14 protein-coding genes, 1 pseudogene and 1 other annotated feature are annotated in these 16627 nt (G+C 34.9%); of the genes and pseudogenes, 11 read left to right on the top strand and 4 right to left on the bottom strand.

Annotated features, from left to right (window positions below; genetic code table 11):
* Window positions 1–177 precede the first annotated feature (177 nt).
* Window positions 178–798, top strand: a complete 621-nt coding sequence (locus MHH81_RS12585) for a histidine phosphatase family protein (protein WP_340921732.1) — start codon at window positions 178–180, stop codon at window positions 796–798.
* A gap of 465 nt (window positions 799–1263) precedes the next feature.
* The gene (locus MHH81_RS12580; protein ID WP_340921730.1) at window positions 1264–2133 is read left to right on the top strand and encodes a cation diffusion facilitator family transporter; all 870 of its coding nucleotides are present in this window, start codon (window positions 1264–1266) and stop codon (window positions 2131–2133) included.
* A gap of 138 nt (window positions 2134–2271) precedes the next feature.
* Here MHH81_RS12580 and MHH81_RS12575 read toward each other — a convergent pair whose 3' ends face one another.
* Window positions 2272–2889, bottom strand: coding sequence for a hypothetical protein (locus MHH81_RS12575; RefSeq protein ID WP_340921728.1), 618 nt, complete (start codon window positions 2887–2889; stop codon window positions 2272–2274).
* A 115-nt stretch (window positions 2890–3004) separates the two neighbouring features.
* Between MHH81_RS12575 and MHH81_RS12570 the strand changes: the two genes are divergently transcribed.
* The gene (locus tag MHH81_RS12570) at window positions 3005–3415 is read left to right on the top strand and encodes a hypothetical protein (protein ID WP_340921726.1); all 411 of its coding nucleotides are present in this window, start codon (window positions 3005–3007) and stop codon (window positions 3413–3415) included.
* 133 nt (window positions 3416–3548) lie between these two features.
* Here the strand turns inward: MHH81_RS12570 and MHH81_RS12565 are convergent, their stop codons facing one another.
* On the bottom strand, window positions 3549–4430 hold the full coding sequence (locus tag MHH81_RS12565) for a LysR family transcriptional regulator (protein WP_340921724.1): 882 nt from the start codon (window positions 4428–4430) through the stop codon (window positions 3549–3551).
* 104 nt (window positions 4431–4534) lie between these two features.
* Between MHH81_RS12565 and MHH81_RS12560 the strand changes: the two genes are divergently transcribed.
* On the top strand, window positions 4535–5605 hold the full coding sequence (locus MHH81_RS12560; protein WP_340921722.1) for a citrate/2-methylcitrate synthase: 1071 nt from the start codon (window positions 4535–4537) through the stop codon (window positions 5603–5605).
* A 132-nt stretch (window positions 5606–5737) separates the two neighbouring features.
* The gene (locus MHH81_RS12555; protein ID WP_340921720.1) at window positions 5738–6217 is read left to right on the top strand and encodes a GNAT family N-acetyltransferase; all 480 of its coding nucleotides are present in this window, start codon (window positions 5738–5740) and stop codon (window positions 6215–6217) included.
* A 255-nt stretch (window positions 6218–6472) separates the two neighbouring features.
* Here MHH81_RS12555 and MHH81_RS12550 read toward each other — a convergent pair whose 3' ends face one another.
* Window positions 6473–6619: a hypothetical protein gene (locus tag MHH81_RS12550; RefSeq protein ID WP_340921718.1), complete on the bottom strand. Its 147-nt coding sequence runs from the start codon at window positions 6617–6619 to the stop codon at window positions 6473–6475.
* A 163-nt stretch (window positions 6620–6782) separates the two neighbouring features.
* Window positions 6783–7046 (top strand) — a binding site (T-box leader).
* A 56-nt stretch (window positions 7047–7102) separates the two neighbouring features.
* Here MHH81_RS12550 and metG point away from each other — a divergent pair.
* Together metG and MHH81_RS12540 are read left to right on the top strand one after the other, a co-directional pair.
* On the top strand, window positions 7103–8737 hold the full coding sequence (gene metG / locus MHH81_RS12545; RefSeq protein WP_340921716.1) for a methionine--tRNA ligase: 1635 nt from the start codon (window positions 7103–7105) through the stop codon (window positions 8735–8737).
* Between the two features lie 228 nt (window positions 8738–8965).
* Window positions 8966–9889, top strand: a complete 924-nt coding sequence (locus tag MHH81_RS12540) for an alpha/beta hydrolase (protein ID WP_340921713.1) — start codon at window positions 8966–8968, stop codon at window positions 9887–9889.
* A 277-nt stretch (window positions 9890–10166) separates the two neighbouring features.
* Here the strand turns inward: MHH81_RS12540 and MHH81_RS12535 are convergent, their stop codons facing one another.
* A complete protein-coding gene (locus MHH81_RS12535; RefSeq protein WP_340921711.1) occupies window positions 10167–10913 on the bottom strand; it encodes a class I SAM-dependent methyltransferase in 747 nt (248 codons plus the stop codon).
* Between the two features lie 219 nt (window positions 10914–11132).
* Between MHH81_RS12535 and MHH81_RS12530 the strand changes: the two genes are divergently transcribed.
* The 4 genes and pseudogenes from MHH81_RS12530 to MHH81_RS12515 all read left to right on the top strand — a co-directional run bounded on the left by MHH81_RS12530 (window position 11133) and on the right by MHH81_RS12515 (window position 16133).
* On the top strand, window positions 11133–11579 hold the full coding sequence (locus tag MHH81_RS12530) for an NUDIX hydrolase (protein ID WP_340921709.1): 447 nt from the start codon (window positions 11133–11135) through the stop codon (window positions 11577–11579).
* A gap of 180 nt (window positions 11580–11759) precedes the next feature.
* Window positions 11760–11912 (top strand): annotated as a pseudogene (locus MHH81_RS12525) (HIT family hydrolase); the annotation flags it as partial.
* 193 nt (window positions 11913–12105) lie between these two features.
* Window positions 12106–13332 carry a UDPGP type 1 family protein gene (locus tag MHH81_RS12520; RefSeq protein WP_340921707.1) on the top strand — a complete coding sequence of 409 codons (1227 nt, stop codon included), beginning with the start codon at window positions 12106–12108 and terminating at the stop codon, window positions 13330–13332.
* A gap of 581 nt (window positions 13333–13913) precedes the next feature.
* Window positions 13914–16133, top strand: coding sequence for an S-layer homology domain-containing protein (locus MHH81_RS12515; RefSeq protein WP_340921704.1), 2220 nt, complete (start codon window positions 13914–13916; stop codon window positions 16131–16133).
* Window positions 16134–16627: the final 494 nt, after the last annotated feature.

The raw sequence follows: 16627 nt of genomic DNA, 5'->3' as shown, positions 1-16627 counted from the left end.
TTAACAAAAATATTGCACTTAGAAGGCCTCCGAGATGAGGTTTTTTTTATGTTCAATATTGTAAATTCCCATTAGATAAAAGCAGGATAATAAAAGGAAGATGTGGAAGATACTTCAAGAGAAAGATGGATAGGAAAGAAAGGTAATAAGAAAACAACATGTAAAAGGGGTTAGTATATGTTAACGCTATACATAACAAGACACGGCGAAACAGAGTGGAATACGCAGGAGAGGATGCAGGGCTGGAAGGATTCGGACCTGACTGAGATTGGAGTACAGAATGCGATTGATTTAGGAGAAAGGCTTCAATCCACTCCAATAGATGCTATTTATTCTAGTCCAAGTAATAGGACGCAAAAAACTACTAAATTGATATGTGGGAATAGAAATATTCCTATAATATTGGATGAGGATTTAAGAGAAATTAATATGGGCATCTGGGAAGGTAAAACGCAATCGTATATTAAAGAAAATTATCCAACAGAACACAATAATTTTTGGAACGCTCCCCGGTTTTATAACCCTATGGAGGGTGAAAGTTTTTTCGATGTGCAACGAAGAGTTCTAACAGTTTTAAATCGTATGAAGAGTGATAAATGTTCAGGAAATGTTTTGATCGTTACGCACTCGGTTGTCATTAAATGCCTTTTGTCGATTTTTAAGGACCTCCCGATAGAGAACATATGGGATCCTCCGTATATACACGATACAAGTCTCACCATTGTCGAAGTAAACGAAAAAGGTTATCGCATCCTTTTAGAAGGGGATACACTGCACAAGGAAACAGCCCGTTCATAAAAGGGAAGGAAAACAAGATTTAATGCAAGGATTCATTGATCCTATATGAAAGCAAGGAATCCTTGTTAATAAAGGTGACTTTCCCTAAAGGTATTAAGTTGCTTTGGCAACTCTTTTTCTTCGTTCAAGTAATATTAGAAATATGTTAAATTGTTTAATCAAACACTTCTGTTAAGCTTTGACATAACATTGCTACACTATTCGATTCATGATATAATAAAAAAACGTCAATAATTTGCGAGTGATAATGATGATTCGACTTACATCTAAAATAAAATATTTTAAAAGCCCGAAACCTCGACTACTATCAGTCGAGGTTTTTTGTTTCTCCAAGGAAAGAGTTCTAGCTAGACGACAAATTTATGGGTGAGGCTATCTATTTGAATATTACAGTTATTTTAATTTGGCTCTGTTAAATAAGGCTGATGTTATTTACGATGTTTGATTGCAGTAGGGGGAAATAAAATGGAAAATAAGAAGTATAATGATCTTAAATTAGGAGAGCGTGGAGCAATCATTAGCATTATTGCTTATATATGTCTTTCCATTATGAAGTTGGTTGTTGGATATATGAGTGACTCAGCTGCATTAAAAGCAGATGGTCTAAATAATACAACCGATATCATTGCATCCATTGCTGTCCTTGTTGGACTTAGACTTTCTCAAAGACCACCAGATAAAGATCATGGTTACGGTCATTGGAAGAGTGAAACAATTGCATCCATGATTGCATCTTTTATTATGTTAGCAGTCGGGATACAAGTGTTAACCGATGCAATTAGTTCTATGTTTGAAGGAAATAAAGAAACCCCTAACATTATTGCCGCATATGTAGGCATTTTTTCAGCTGTCGTTATGTATTTTGTCTATCGATATAATAAAAAATTAGCTACAAAAATTAATAGTAAAGCAGTTATGGCAGCTGCAAAAGATAACATTTCAGATGCTTGGGTAAGTATAGGGACTGCAGCAGGTATACTAGGCTCCCAACTAAATATGCCCTGGTTGGATACGATAACTGCTATTATTGTGGGATTATTGATTTGTAAAACAGCATGGGATATTTTTAAAGAAGCTTCTCATGAACTTTCAGATGGATTTGATGTAGATAAAATTGAACTTTATCGGAATGTCATTCAAAAAGTTGAAGGAATTAAAGGGATTAAAAAAATTAAAGGGAGAAACTACGGCAATAATGAGGTTATCGATGTCGTTATCCTTGTTAATTCTACGTTAGATATTAAAGAGGCTCATGATATAGCAACCCATGTTGAAAAAGTCATGATGAAAGATTATGGCGTATACGATGTTCATGTCCATGTAGAGCCAGATTAATTCAACTAAAAAAATTGCATGAATTATCCCCCACTTCTCGAGTTTTTTTCAAGCTGCATGAGGTTAGGGGATTGATGGTAGTATTTTAGGGGTTAGTAAACTAATAAATTATTAGAAACCAATAGGAAGGGATCAATATCATTCATTTTTCTTATTGGGCCGTGCAATATAAATAACAACTATCAATAAGCCTACAACTAGTAAAATTATATATAGAAGATTATTTGCTGAGTTATCAGAGGATGGTTGCTCTTCACCTTTTAAGTCGTTTAGGTTAATCGATACTTGCTCGGTTGGTTCCTCCCCGATCCCTAGTTCATCTAAATCCATGTCAGCTGTTAATAGCGGAGTGGTTCTGGAACAGAGACCCGTACTAAGTTCTCCATCCGTTTCGTTTGCGTATACTAGATATTCTTGATCTAAAGTAAATTCATAGCCACAACTGGCAGAATCTCTTGCTGTATAAATAATGACTTGTGTTTGATCGAGACCCTTCCACGTTTCTTTCACTTCAAATAGAACTGCAATTGGGTCAGCAGAGGATTGAATGGAATTATTTTTATTTACATCTACTATGTCGACAACTTTCCCAGAGAAAACCGCTGCACTTCGGTCCAATTCAGCCTGCGCAGTATCGGGCTGCATACAGGAACAAGCGAAGCTATTAATAGGGGAGTAATTAAACATACATAGAAAAGCCATCATGAACAGAAATGCAAACCTAACCTTACTCTTTTTTCGTGTTTCTTTTTCCAATGTTTTCCCTCCTTTTAATTTTAGACGGTTATACTGGATAACAAGTTACATGTGAATGAATTTTCTGTACTCTAATTATTTTTCGAACTTTAGATCATACAGAAGGGGAGATGAAATGTTTAGAAGAAAATTATTTGCATTTATGTTTACTGTAATAATATGTATGCCTATTATCGGTTTTTGTTTTATGCTCATTGAACAGAGTACGATAAGTGAGATACCAGGGTTAATAATATTTGCAAGTATGTATGCAATACCTGTAACTCTTTTATTTGGGGTTCCTGTATCTATTCTTTCAGATAAAATAAATGACAGATTAATTGGTATAAAACGAGTATTTTCTTCATTTGCTATCCATTTACTTTTCGGTATCAGTTTTCCCTTCTTTTTTATGCTGTTAGCTGATTCTAGGTCAATCTTGACTAATTTCAACTGGGATGATTTATATTTCTTAATACCTTCGACGCTTATCTCGTTTGTGGGGTGGGGAATGGACGAGGTTTTGAGAATCTATTTTAGAAACTGAGACCTTTTATAATTTCAAGGTCTCTTTCCTGTTTATTCACATATTGTAGGGGGATGATTATTCAATTCTTCCAAGATAGTACGCCGAGATATAGTTTTACGTTCAGTCATTCTTGGAAATGCAAATTCATGTTCTATCCGAAAAAATACTTGGAAATTTGGTTAATAAATTCTTCTTCCAAAGCACCTTTCTTTTTTACGATAATGAAGGTCGAGACAGATGGTAGCTCGAATAGATCGAAGTGTGGCTGCATGATTTTCCCTTCGATTAGTTCGCGTCTTACAATAGAATGAGGGAGAAAGGAGACGCCGAGACCGTCTTGGATAAATCGTTTTGTGATATGTGCTTGGGTTACTTTCATCGTGCGCAGTCCGACGACCTGTTTATGTAGTTTAAAAAGTAGGTCATCCCAAAAGACAGGATGATGGTGCGTAAATAAGTAATTCCTCTGTAGTATCTCTTTTACATCGATTGGTGGTCCACTTTCTTCATCATAGCCATCGACCGGCATAACGAATAATATCGGATCCTCATAAATGGAAATGGATTCAATATTTTTCTGCTTAGCATCTAATGCGGAGATACCGATATTCACTTCTCCTGCTTCGACGAGCTCTTCAATCATATAGGATTCCTCCACACGAATGTTTATCTCCAAGTCAGGATGAAGTTTCATGAAGGAACGCAAAAAATGGGGGAGAATCGTTTCAGCCATAAGAGGAGAAATGGCGATAGTCCAGTTCCGCCGATACCCTTGCGTAAATGCAAACACTTTATTGACGCTATTTTCAATGCTGTTCACTATTTGCTGTGCTTCAGGAAGAAAGAACCTACCAGCATCGGACAGCGATACGCGATTATTTTGTCTGTCAAAAAGAGTCGTACCTAAGTGTTCCTCTAATAATCGAATATGAACAGTAACGCTTGGCTGGGACATGACCAATTTCTCCGAAGCCTTTCGAAAGTTAAGCGTTTCTGCTGCTATACAAAACGTTTTAAGCCATTGATACTCCATATTTTCTCCGCCCCTTAATTAATAATATTAATTATTTCAATTATATATATTTAATTTTTATTATCAAGTTCCTCTAATATACTAAATGCAAGGAGGGATTTTGTATGTATCAAAAAGGATTAAAAGATGTTGTGGCAGTTCATACGCATATTGCTTCAGTAGATGGAGAAATTGGAGAACTTAGATACCGTGGAGTGAAGGTGGATGAGCTCGTCACAACAAGAACGTTTGAAGAAGTGGCGAATTTTCTATGGAGTGGGGAACAATCAAAAAACGAAGGAAATAGTTTAAATAAGTATAGAGAACTTCCTAATCATGTGAATGTAATTATTGATTTGCTTCCAAAGGGCGTATCCCTCATGGATGCGATGAGAACGGCGATCTCTTCTTATGCACATGAGGACTTTAAGGAGAAAACAATAGAGGAGCAGGCGGTGATTTTAACAGCAGCACTGCCAATTATTGTTGCAAGACATTACCGAAATCAACAGGCACTTCCGATTGTTGAATCAAGAGACGATTTATCACATACAGCGAATTACTTGTGGATGCTAAACGGAGAAGTACCGAGTGATGTGCAAGTAGAAGCATTAGAGACATATTTGAAGCTAACAATGGAGCATGGGTTGAATGCCTCGACATTTGCCGCAAGAGTGACAATTTCTACTGAATCGGACCTAACCTCAGCTGTTACTTCTGCACTCGGTACGATGAAAGGGCCACTTCACGGAGGTGCACCATCTGGAGTCATTTCCCTGTTAAATGAAATGAAAGATCCATCCATGATTCGAACAATCATAGAAAATAAAATGGAAAATGGGGAAAAGATAATGGGCTTCGGCCACCGCATATACAAAACGGAGGATCCCCGTTCCATCCTATTGCGTGAGAAATGTTTGAGCCTACAAGGAAAAGATCCATGGTTAGATATAGCAACAATTGCAGAAAAAGAAATTATTGATTTACTTGCAAAGCATAAGCCGGGGCGTAAACTCTACACGAATGTTGAGTATTATGCAGCAGCTATCATGCGTTCCATTGATATGCCAGCAGAACTATTTACCCCAACATTCAGTGTAGCGAGAATGGTTGGCTGGACTGCCCATGCTATCGAGCAAACAAGAGACAACACCATTTTCCGCCCGCAATCTATTTATGTGGGTGAGCTAAAATAACAAAAGTTGCAGACCAATTGATGTTGGTCTGTAGCTTTTTTTTATGCCAATAAAATACAGGATAAATAATAAATGATGGAGAATATACAACTAACTAGACATATAAAATTTATGAAAGTAAGGAAGTTGTGTATGAATGTCATAATTGAAACTGCCAAACTGGAACATTATGAAACGGTAAACCAAATAGTAAAGGAAGGCCACGATGAACATGCTTTAGCGTTACCTCACCTATTTAAAAAAGTGGAACATGTAATGCCTAGGAGTTACTTTAATGAACTTCTTGCGGATCCAGACTCAGATGTACTGGTAGCAACATTAAATGAAGAAATGGTAGGGTTTGCGGTAATGGAATTGAAAGTAGCACCTGATTTTGACTCAATGATGCCAAGAGTTTTTGCTTACATGAATGATTTTGGAATGAAAGAATCTTATCAAAAAAGAGGCTTCGGAAAAGAGTTATTTGATGCTTGTGTCAAGTGGGCAAAGCAAAGAGGCGCATCTTCATTGGACTTAAATGTATGGGAATTTAATCAAAATGCGATTTCCTTTTATAGTCAGAGAGGCATGGAGAGTGTAAGCAGAAAAATGACACTACCACTTAGAGATTAATTAACAAGTTTTCGCACCATCTAGCGTAACAACTGTTTGAAATACTAGAAGAAGCATTCTCGAAATATCGATCAACAGTTCTTCCAAAACAATAGAGGATAAATATCACCTACGAGTGTCACCGACTAACAAACAAGCCGTTTCTTTCTAATAAAAGAAGCGGTATGCAAGAACTTAAAATGGAGTTAGATGGGAAAGTAATAAGAATGGAAGGTTTAATATAAAGAACAAAAGACCTTCTAAATAAAAATAGGTCTATATGAAATTAGCGCTAATCCAATTAAATAGAATTACAATTACTAAAAGTGGTAATCCGATTATAATAAGCCCTGCGAAAAAATAAGAAAAATAATAAAAAATATCATGAATAGCTCCTGCTAAATCATCGATAAAACGTCTCATCTGTCTTCACTCCATAAAATATTATACATATTTTAACATAATTAACAAAGGAGCGGAAAGGTTTTAAAAGTTAAGGGTGGATGACTTGTTTGGTAGAATATACCATAATAAATAATCACTTGATTTTTTCTGAATTTTGCGTATTATATAATGTAAATTAAAAATAATGGCTATGAAGAGGAAAAGTAAAGTGATGATGTTATAAAGAGAGCTTCTGTCGGTGGAAATGAGGCAAACTAATCATTTGAACATGATCTCTGAGCTTCGTACTGAACGTTTAAGAATTAGTAGGCTACGACAAGGTTTGGCACTTGTTATCCATGTCAAAGTATAAAAGCATTTTTTGCTATGTACTTATGGAGTCAGGCGGTGTGAATCGTTTGAGCATTAAGGTGGTACCACGAGTCATTTAGACCTCGTCCTTATCGATTTTTCGATAAGGGCGAGGTTTTTTTGTATGGAAAAACATTTGGAGGGATTAGGATGAGTATTTTTATTGGAGGGGCATGGCCATATGCGAATGGCTCCCTACACTTAGGTCACATTGCAGCACTATTGCCAGGGGATATTTTAGCAAGGTATTTCAGGGCGAAAGGGGAACAGGTACTGTATGTTTCAGGAAGTGATTGCAACGGGACACCAATTTCCATTAGAGCGAATTCAGAAGGGATTACTACGAAAAAAGTAGCCGACAGATACCATGCAGAATTTGAGGACTCCTTTAAGCGACTTGGATTTACGTATGATCTGTATACACGAACAGATAGTGCGAATCATCATGAAGTCGTACAGTCTATTTTTTTACAATTACTCGAAAATGGTTTTATTTATAAAAAAGAGATAGAGCAAACGTATTGTGAGGTTGACCAACAGTTTTTACCTGACAGGTATGTGGAAGGTAATTGTCCAAACTGCGGAAGTCGAGCACGGGGAGACCAGTGTGATGTATGTTCAACTATTTTAGATCCACTCGATCTAAGTGACCGCACATGTAAACTTTGTGGAAATGAGCCGAGTATACGGACGACAGAACACTTTTATTTTTCATTAAGTAAATTTCAAACGCAGTTAGAAAGTTATGTGAGCAATGCAAAGACGAATGGAGCATGGCGAGACAATGCCATTCAGCTGTCTGCGCGTTATCTAAATGAAGGGCTACAGGATCGTGCTGCATCAAGGGATCTTCCAAATGGGGTTAGTATTCCAGTCAAAGGCTACGAGGAGAAAAAAGTATATGTATGGATAGAGGCAGTTTCCGGTTATTATTCGGCAAGTAAGCAATGGGCAAAATATCTCAACAAAGACGATGAAGCATTTTGGTCCGATCAAACAACATCTTACTATGTGCATGGGAAAGATAATATTCCATTTCATACACTTATATGGCCAGCTATATTGACGGGAATTAATAATAAGTCTCTACCAACTCATATCATCTCGAACGAATATTTGACTTTGGAGAAAAGAAAACTATCTACTAGTCAAAATTGGGCTGTCTGGGTCCCTTATGTATTAGACAAATACCATCCAGATTCTCTGCGATACTTTTTAACGATCAATGCTCCGGAAAATCGCGATACGGACTTCTCTTGGAGAGAATTTATTTACAGTCATAATTCAGAGCTACTAGGTGCCTACGGGAATTTTATTAACCGCACATTGAAGTTTATGGAAAAGTCCTTTGGAGGAAATATTCCTGAGAATGAAATAAATAAAGACATCCGTGATTTAACAGAGAAATTATATACAGATATCGGCAATCAAATCGAGAAAGGTCATTTCAAATTAGCATTAGAAACGATATTTACTTACATTCGCTACGCAAACAAGTTCTTTGATGAACAGAAACCTTGGATTCAGGTGAAAGAAAATTTACAAGCATGCAAGGAAACGATCGCAACTTCTGTGTACATCATTGCAAATGCAGCACAAATACTGTCACCTTTTTTACCTTTTTCCAGTGAAGAAGTGAGAAAAACCCTGCTCATAAATGAATTTAGTTGGCAGCCAATAACGGTGAAGCATAAACAATTGCATGATATAAAACCTTTGTTTGAAAGAATAGACACAAATACGATACAAGAGGAAATGGATTATCTAGTAAAGCAATCTATATAGAGATATCAATGAGGTAGCAGGGTTTCATGGATGGTTAACGGAGCAGTTTAGTTGAAGAAGGAGTATTTTGAAATGGTATTGAATAAGTTAATATATGTAAATTAACATTAGGAAACATGCTTTCAAACTTGTTAAAAACTTCTGATGAAGAGAAAAATAACTATTTACGTTATTTCATACACTGTGCAGAATGATCAAAAAAAGGGGATTGAGAAAGGGGATTTAAAAATGAGTTTACAAATTTACAGCAAAAAACGTTCTATACAAAGTTATCTTTTTGAAAAATATCTAACTTTGCGAAATACAAAAAAGGGTTTTTCCACTATTGAAAACACCTCGCAGTTCGTAAAACAAAGGGGAATTGAAAATATTAAGCCATATGTTATAGAGAAGGCTAAATTTTCTTGCGAAATTAAGGAGCAAGTAATTGAGGACATAAAGGTTTTCACATTAAATGACCAAAAATCTTTGAAACAAAAAGTAATTCTCTATATACATGGTGGTGCCTGGACTAATCAACCTTTAATATTTCACTGGAGGTTCATGGATAAAATGGCTCAATCATTAAATGCAAAAATAATTGCACCTATTTATCCTAAAGTACCTAATTTTAATTATCAGCACACCTACCCAAAACTCTTAAACCTATATAAAGAAATCCTTGGAACCGTTGAAAGTCCTAAACAATTGACCATCATGGGGGATTCGGCAGGCGGAAATATATCACTTAGTTTGGCACAACTTTTAGAGAGGAATAATATACCTCAACCAAAAGATATCATTTTGCTATCTGCATGTGTTGATATGGGGCTTGAAAACCCTCTTATACCTGAATATGAAAAAAAGGACCCAATGTTGGCTATTGGAGGTATGGAAGTGATTACAAGGATTTGGGCAGCTGATAAGAACATAGATGACCCATTAATTAGTCCAATCTACGGTAACTTTAAAGGACTTGGGAAAATCACTCACTTTATTGGCACGCACGAAGGTTTATATCCAGATGCTATAAAACTTGACGAAAAACTAACAGAGCAAGGAATTGAGAACAATACATTTGTTTATCCAAAAATGAATCATGTGTTTGTTGTATTTCCAATCCCTGAAGCTAAAGATGCTCAACAAAAAATTATTGAGATCATTAATAACTAAGTGAGGTCTTTCAACTGCAAATTAAGAGTGCTTGAGGTAAAGACCTAGTGCGTCATTTAGGCAGCATTTTGTCATTAAATGGTCAGAATATAAGATTGTAAAAGGTTTGCACTTAAACTAAAGGGTACTCTACTTCAAGAACGAGTAAAGCATTCTTTCTTATTGAACTAAAGCAGCAGGTTAGTTGAATAAGGAATATTAATTGGAATCTAAAATTTTATATATACATTTAAGAGGCTACTAGCAACTTGCTAGTAGCCTCTTAAAGCAACATGAATTAAAATCTTTTTACTTTAATTCGGTAAGATAAACAATTTGATAACGAAGTGACTTCTTCAAACTGCCAAGTATCAAAATTAATTGCTCCACCCGGGTAAAATGCAATTATTTGAAGACCCGCTTGTTGACATAAAGTATATATTTCATCTGTTGAATAGCAGGCTAGTGATTGTGTGAATGTTTCATTAGGTGAACTTCTTTGCCAAAGTGTATCTGTCATGCGACAGTTAATATCATCATAACCGTATTCTCTCATAATCTGAGTTTTTTCAACGACAAACATTTGTTGTCCCTTAACATTTCGCCAATAGTTGGGTTCGTATATATCAATAAGTGCATATCCGTCAACTTTCAGCCACTCATGTATTCGTTGTAAAAGTAATAGTTGGTCTTTATCTGTTCCTACGCCAAAACCATCTAGATAGAGAACTAAATCAAATTGTTTAGTTAGTTTTACCGAATAAAAGTTATCACACAAAATGTGTATAGATGGATTTGAGTGAGCTCTTGCGTATTCAACCATTTCGGATACGAGTTCAACTGTAGTTATATCCTTATTGGTTAGTGAAAGTGCGTTTGCAAGTATCCCTGAGCCAGCACCGATTTCAAGAACATCCTTAAAGGTTTTACCCACTTGTTCATGAATCATAGCTACTTCCTTTTTATTATCATTTAAATCGTCTAATGAATCCTGATAAAACTCAAATTGTCTTTTGTAAAAGGGTTGTACCCAATTATTTTTCATTAAATATCCTCCTGTAATAAACTATTCGTTTACAGGGAATTATTTAAATTTCTGATACCCATATTGAGCACCTCCTGTTATTATCTTATCATATATAGATGATAAAAAAACAGAAAATTTAGTTTTATGTAAAAGTATATCTATGTAGTTCAATTAACGTGGTGCTTTATAGGAAGATTGTTGATGTAAATATTTAGAGAATCATAAGGGGGATATTATTTGAATACTCCAAAGAATAATGGATTTGAATTTCTTGAATTTATTAGTTTAAAAGAGAAGGATATTGATGATTATCAGCCATTAGCAGGTTCTTACGCAGTAATAAAATGTAAAGAAAAATATCTTCTTTGTTATAACAATTATCGTAAACAATGGGAAGTGCCTGCTGGTCAAAGAGAAGAGAATGAAACACCGAAGGAATGTGCATTAAGAGAACTATACGAAGAAACTGGACAAATAGTAACAGATATAGAATTCAAGGGTTTATTAAAGGTGAAAAATACAATGAATGGGAACATTAAATTTAATCCCGTTTACTTTACAACAATTAAAAAATTACAACCATTTATAGAAAATGAGGAAACGTCAGATATAGTGCTATGGAACTTGTATGACGAAATAGGCAACATTGATTCGGTAGATATAAAGATTTTTGAATACGTCTAAATTGTTAGCTCTTTTTCCTTATTAATGAAAGGAGTAGTAAATTTGAAATCTAATATTCCTCTTTTTGTATCTTTTAACTTCATTATTATTAATAACTGATTGTACGCTTAGTAATTCCTTAGAAACATATGAAACAAAAAAGGAAAATGTAATCAGTATAAGAGAGGAGGAAGTATTATTGATCTATTACTTGAACTCCTCGGAGTAATTAAAATAGTTGCAGCAAAAGTTACAGAAGAAAATGGGGCTTGTAGGATTATTACAAACTTAGGAATTTATCAGGATTCTAAACATCTCCATTGGCATATCGTATCTGGAAAACCCGTTAAATAGAATATTTTTTATTGCACTAAAAGGTGAGCTTTAGTTGAAAATCGTTGAGCTGCTTAGACGGCTCTTTTTTCTTATTGTGCTAACAGTGCAGGATAGTTTAAGAAGGAATTCAGTATATGTGTTAAGAATAATATACTGATGAAGCGTTTATATTTTTGTTATATTAATTGAACAATCTAAAAGGAGTAATCACATGGAAAGATTTGAGTATATAAAAGAAAAAATAAATCGATTTGGACAAGGACATCTTCTCTCCTTTTATAATGTATTAAATCCAAAAGAGAAAGAAGCTTTAATAAATCAAATAAATGAAATTGATTTTGAAGATATTGAAATTGCATCCAGTCAACTTTCTATTCCACTAAACAATAAGCGAGAAATCGTTCCTATCGAATATGAATCTGTATTAAGTCTTACTGACTCAAAAAGAAAGATGTATGAAGAACACGGACTTAAACTTCTAAAAGAAAAGAAAGTAGCAGTGGTACTTATCGCAGGAGGTCAGGGAACTCGACTTGGACATGATGGACCTAAAGGAACCGTAAGCATTGGCGTTTCTTCCAATCAATCACTTTTCGCTTTACAGGCTGAGCGACTGCAAAAGATTGAAGAAAAAACAAAATCAATAATTCCCTGGTACATTATGACCAGCCCTATCAATGAGTTGGAAACAAAGAAGTTTTTCAAAGACAACGATTATTTCAATTGTAATCCGAGACAGATTTTTTTCTTCAAACAGGAACTTATTCCTACATTAACAACAAACGGTAAAATAATTCTTGAGAGTAAATCAAAAATCTCTATGGCTCCTAATGGAAACGGGGGGGTATTTGCTTCAATGAAGTCAAGTGGGATACTTAAGGACCTAAAAATGAAGGGTATAAAGTGGGTATTTTTCAATAATATTGACAATGCGCTTGTTCAAGTTGCAGACCCGTTGTTTATTGGTTTTGCTGATAAAAAAGGAACAGAAGTATCCAGTAAATCTGTAAAAAAGAGAGAGCCAGGAGAGAAAGTAGGGGTTTTTTGCTTATCTGAAGGTAAGCCTTCGGTTATCGAATATTCTGAAATGAGTAAAGAAGAAAGTGAGGGAGAAAAATTTACAAATGCAAACATAGGAATTCATCTTTTTCAGCTTTCATTCCTTGAGAAAACAATGGATGTTAAACTCCCTTATCACTTTGCTCATAAAGTTATCCCCTCAGTTAATGAACTTGGTCAGACAATCAGAAGCATTGAGCCGAATGGATATAAGCTCGAAAAATTTTATTTCGATATATTTCAATATGCTGAGAATATGTCTGTATTACAAGTAATAAGGGAAAATGAGTTTGCACCAGTAAAAAATAGAATAGGACTAGATAGTCTAGAGACTGCGAGAAAGATGATTTTGCAGAATAATAAAAGAGACAAATTCTAGGCTTCTATTTACCGGTGAGTTTGTCGTTTCAAACCAAGACAAGGACCTTAAATAAGGTCCTTGTTTTCTACTCGATTTTGGGTAATATATTTTTAAGGAAACAATTATAAATCAAGTTTGTGAACTATTTCGCTCAAACTAACGAGTGCTTTAGTGAAAGAACATTGGGTTGCTTAGGCAACTCTTTTTTTTTATTGAACTAACGAAGCAGGTTAAATCTCCTGTCGAATTAGTCAATTAAAGAAAGTTAGATAGGATGAAATTTATAAATTTAATTAAAAGCATTTTCCAGAAGATTTAGGAGGCAGATTCGAAGAAAACAGTTTATTTCTTAGCACCAGGACGATTAAATATCTCCATAAAATGGTTGAACGAAACGAAGAAGGATGTAAACGCGAAAAATAACACATCGAACTCGACAAACCCCATAAACAACCTTAATCTATGCAAAAACACACTTCTCCTCCAAGTACAACCCCTCACCCTAGAAAATATTTACAATAATATAAATATTTTAATTTCAAGTTTCCAAAATTTGCTTTATAATATAATTATTACCGAAAAAAGGGGAGAGATTTAATTTGAAGAAGATAGGGATTATATTTACTGCATCTGCTTTATCGATTGGGATGTTTTCATCTGCTGCTAGTGCAGCGAGTATAGTAGAAGGACAACCAGTAAAAGTGGTAGCACAGGTGGCTGCTACAGGGGAGGTTGTTACTAAGGAGGACTTGCTTAAAAAGTTCCGTTCTGCTTTTCCTGGGATTTTTGACTTTGTGAATGCGAGTGATTTTCATATGAGTTCTAATAATTATCCTGGAGATGAGACAACAAGGTATCATTTATTTTTTAGTAAGCTGCAAAATGGGAAGGATATTCATGGAAACATAGGGTTTTATGGAGAAGATTTAGAGATAGAATCCTTTAACTACGAGCCTGTTAGTACTCCAGATGCGTTGTTTCCAGCTAAGGTTTCTAAAGAGGAAGCTAAAAAAGTTGCAACCGATTTCGTTAAGAAATTTCTCAAAGATGGCAATTACAAACTAGATGAGGATTATAATGATTACTATAATTATTCAAAGCAAATTTTAACTAGGCCCATAAGTTATTCCTTTTCTTTCAATCGTATGAAGGATGATGTTGCAATTGCTGACCAAAGTGTAAACGTTACCGTTCTCGGAAACGGGGAAATTGTAAGCTTCAATGGTTCACAAATAACTAAATCTCCTACTTTTGAAGATGTAAAAAAAGTAAAAGATCAAAAAGAAGCATTAGAAAAAATAAAAGGAAATCTTACTGCGAAACTACAATATCAAGTTAACACCAACTATGAAACTGGGGAAAATGATGTGAAGCTGGTTTATGTGCCTGATGTTCTAAGCATAAATGCTATCACAGGGGAATGGTTTAACGGTAAAGAATTTGTAGCAAAACAACCAACTAAAAAGGAATATGTAAAGGTTACAGAAACTGCATTGCCAGCTAAGCAAAATGGGATAACAAAGGAAGAGGCAAAGAAAGCTGCAGAAAAGTTATTACAAGTGAAGTCTAACAAAATTAAGTTAAGCATTCAATCAGTCGAAGAAGTAAAAAACAGTTATGGCCAAGAAATATTTAGTGTTCACTATATGTATAACTACGGTAATAGTGGAAGTGGGGCTACATTAGAATTTGATAAGAAAACTGGTGAGCTGCTCCAGTATCATAATACACTAAATAGTTTATTGTCTGAACTAGATGGAACTAAAGAGGAAGTCACAATTTCTAAAGAAGAGGCGATTGCTCAAGCAGTTAAGTATGTAAAGGAATTGGTACCCTCTTACCTTCATGAGTATGCTATGCCTTTAGAGGAAGGTTATCAAGATGAAACAATGGGCAATTACTATATAACCTTCCCTCGCATTGTTAATGGAGTTATGGTTATGGGAGATCAGATTAGTTTAAGTATTCATAAAGACGGCTCCTTAGAGAGTCTGAATGTAATTAGACCACAAATTGACAAGTGGCCGGCTTTAGACAAGGTAATCTCTTCAAAAGAAGCTGAGGATATTTTGAGTAAAGCGCTAAGTATAAAAATGAGCTATATGAAAGAAAATCAAAAGAAAGAAAATAAACATTATAATTTAGTATACTCTCCAATTTTTAATGAAACTGCCTTTAATGTGTTAGAAGCCAATTCGGGCAAATGGATTAACCAGTACAATATGGAAGTGACCTCCGAGGTTTCTCATCCAACAGCAGCTGAAGAGCTGAACTATTTAATCAAGGCGAAGGTATTGACGGTTAGTGATCCAAAAACCTTTAACGGGGATGCAGCAGTGTCTAGAGGGGAAGCAATCAAGATTATGATGAATTCCTTAACGTATATTTATGAGACAAGCAGTTATAGAGAGTCAGAGAGTATAAAGCAATCCTATACAAACGTTGATCCTAAACATGCTTCTTATCAAGCAATAGAGCGTGCAGTGGAAGCGGGGATTTTGAAAACAGACCAGAAGACCTTTGATGTAGATAGTCCCATTACTAAAGAAGAGCTAGCAGTATGGTATATTCGAGCACTAGGTCTTGAGCAAGCAGCGAAACATAGTAATATTTTTAAAAATGATTTTACAGACAGCCAAAAAATAAAAACGGAAAACGCTGGATATGTGATTTTGGCGCACTCACTTGGATTAGTAAAGGCAGAAAAAAATCAGTTTAACCCAACAAAAGAAGTAACATATGCAGAATTAGCAGTGTCCTCTATCCGTCTAGCACATGAAATCTCCAATAAGGGAAGAGATTTCAGATATGGTTATTAAATCTCAACCAAATTAATAATCAATAATATAACAAGAGGGTTGTGATAACAGTCACGACCCTCTATTTTTAACGGGGCAGGTTAGTTGAAGAAGCAGTACTTTTTATATGTTGGATAATTCAAATTGGAGAACTCTCATGGTAAAGTACATTCTACTCTTGTTCCTATTTTTTTGTTCGCATCAAATATTGAACCAACATTTCACATTTGGTTTTCATTCTTACTTTCAGTACTAATATCAATTCAATCGTTTTTAGGTGCTATTCGGTTATTTAAAAAAAGTAAAAAAACCTAATTCAGCAAAAGTGTGCTTTAGTTGAAGAAGGAACACTAAAATAATCAAGCTTTTTTGTGAGACTGAATACTAAATCACAACGGAAGAATCCATTTTGAACAATCTTTTTTCAAAATGGATTCTTTTATTTTATGGTTATATAAGGGTTAAAGAGGAACTTTTAAACTTTGTTATTTTCAACATATGTCTTTTAAATCTCT

Origin of the sequence: Psychrobacillus sp. FSL H8-0484, assembly GCF_038005325.1 — a bacterium.
Taxonomy (GTDB): domain Bacteria; phylum Bacillota; class Bacilli; order Bacillales_A; family Planococcaceae; genus Psychrobacillus.
The sequence above is the reverse complement of the archived record's forward strand: the minus strand, read 5'-3'. Positions and strand labels throughout refer to the sequence as shown.

Excerpts from the sequence above, each read along its gene's own strand:
- MHH81_RS12550 (WP_340921718.1), bottom strand. The coding sequence starts at position 6,619 with ATGAGACGTTTTATCGATGATTTAGCAGGAGCTATTCATGATATTTTT.
- MHH81_RS12520 (WP_340921707.1), top strand. The coding sequence starts at position 12,106 with ATGGAAAGATTTGAGTATATAAAAGAAAAAATAAATCGATTTGGACAA.
- MHH81_RS12555 (WP_340921720.1), top strand. The coding sequence starts at position 5,738 with ATGAATGTCATAATTGAAACTGCCAAACTGGAACATTATGAAACGGTA.
- MHH81_RS12565 (WP_340921724.1), bottom strand. The coding sequence starts at position 4,430 with ATGGAGTATCAATGGCTTAAAACGTTTTGTATAGCAGCAGAAACGCTT.
- MHH81_RS12540 (WP_340921713.1), top strand. The coding sequence starts at position 8,966 with ATGAGTTTACAAATTTACAGCAAAAAACGTTCTATACAAAGTTATCTT.
- metG (WP_340921716.1), top strand. The coding sequence starts at position 7,103 with ATGAGTATTTTTATTGGAGGGGCATGGCCATATGCGAATGGCTCCCTA.
- MHH81_RS12580 (WP_340921730.1), top strand. The coding sequence starts at position 1,264 with ATGGAAAATAAGAAGTATAATGATCTTAAATTAGGAGAGCGTGGAGCA.
- MHH81_RS12570 (WP_340921726.1), top strand. The coding sequence starts at position 3,005 with ATGTTTAGAAGAAAATTATTTGCATTTATGTTTACTGTAATAATATGT.
- MHH81_RS12535 (WP_340921711.1), bottom strand. The coding sequence starts at position 10,913 with ATGAAAAATAATTGGGTACAACCCTTTTACAAAAGACAATTTGAGTTT.
- MHH81_RS12560 (WP_340921722.1), top strand. The coding sequence starts at position 4,535 with ATGTATCAAAAAGGATTAAAAGATGTTGTGGCAGTTCATACGCATATT.
- MHH81_RS12585 (WP_340921732.1), top strand. The coding sequence starts at position 178 with ATGTTAACGCTATACATAACAAGACACGGCGAAACAGAGTGGAATACG.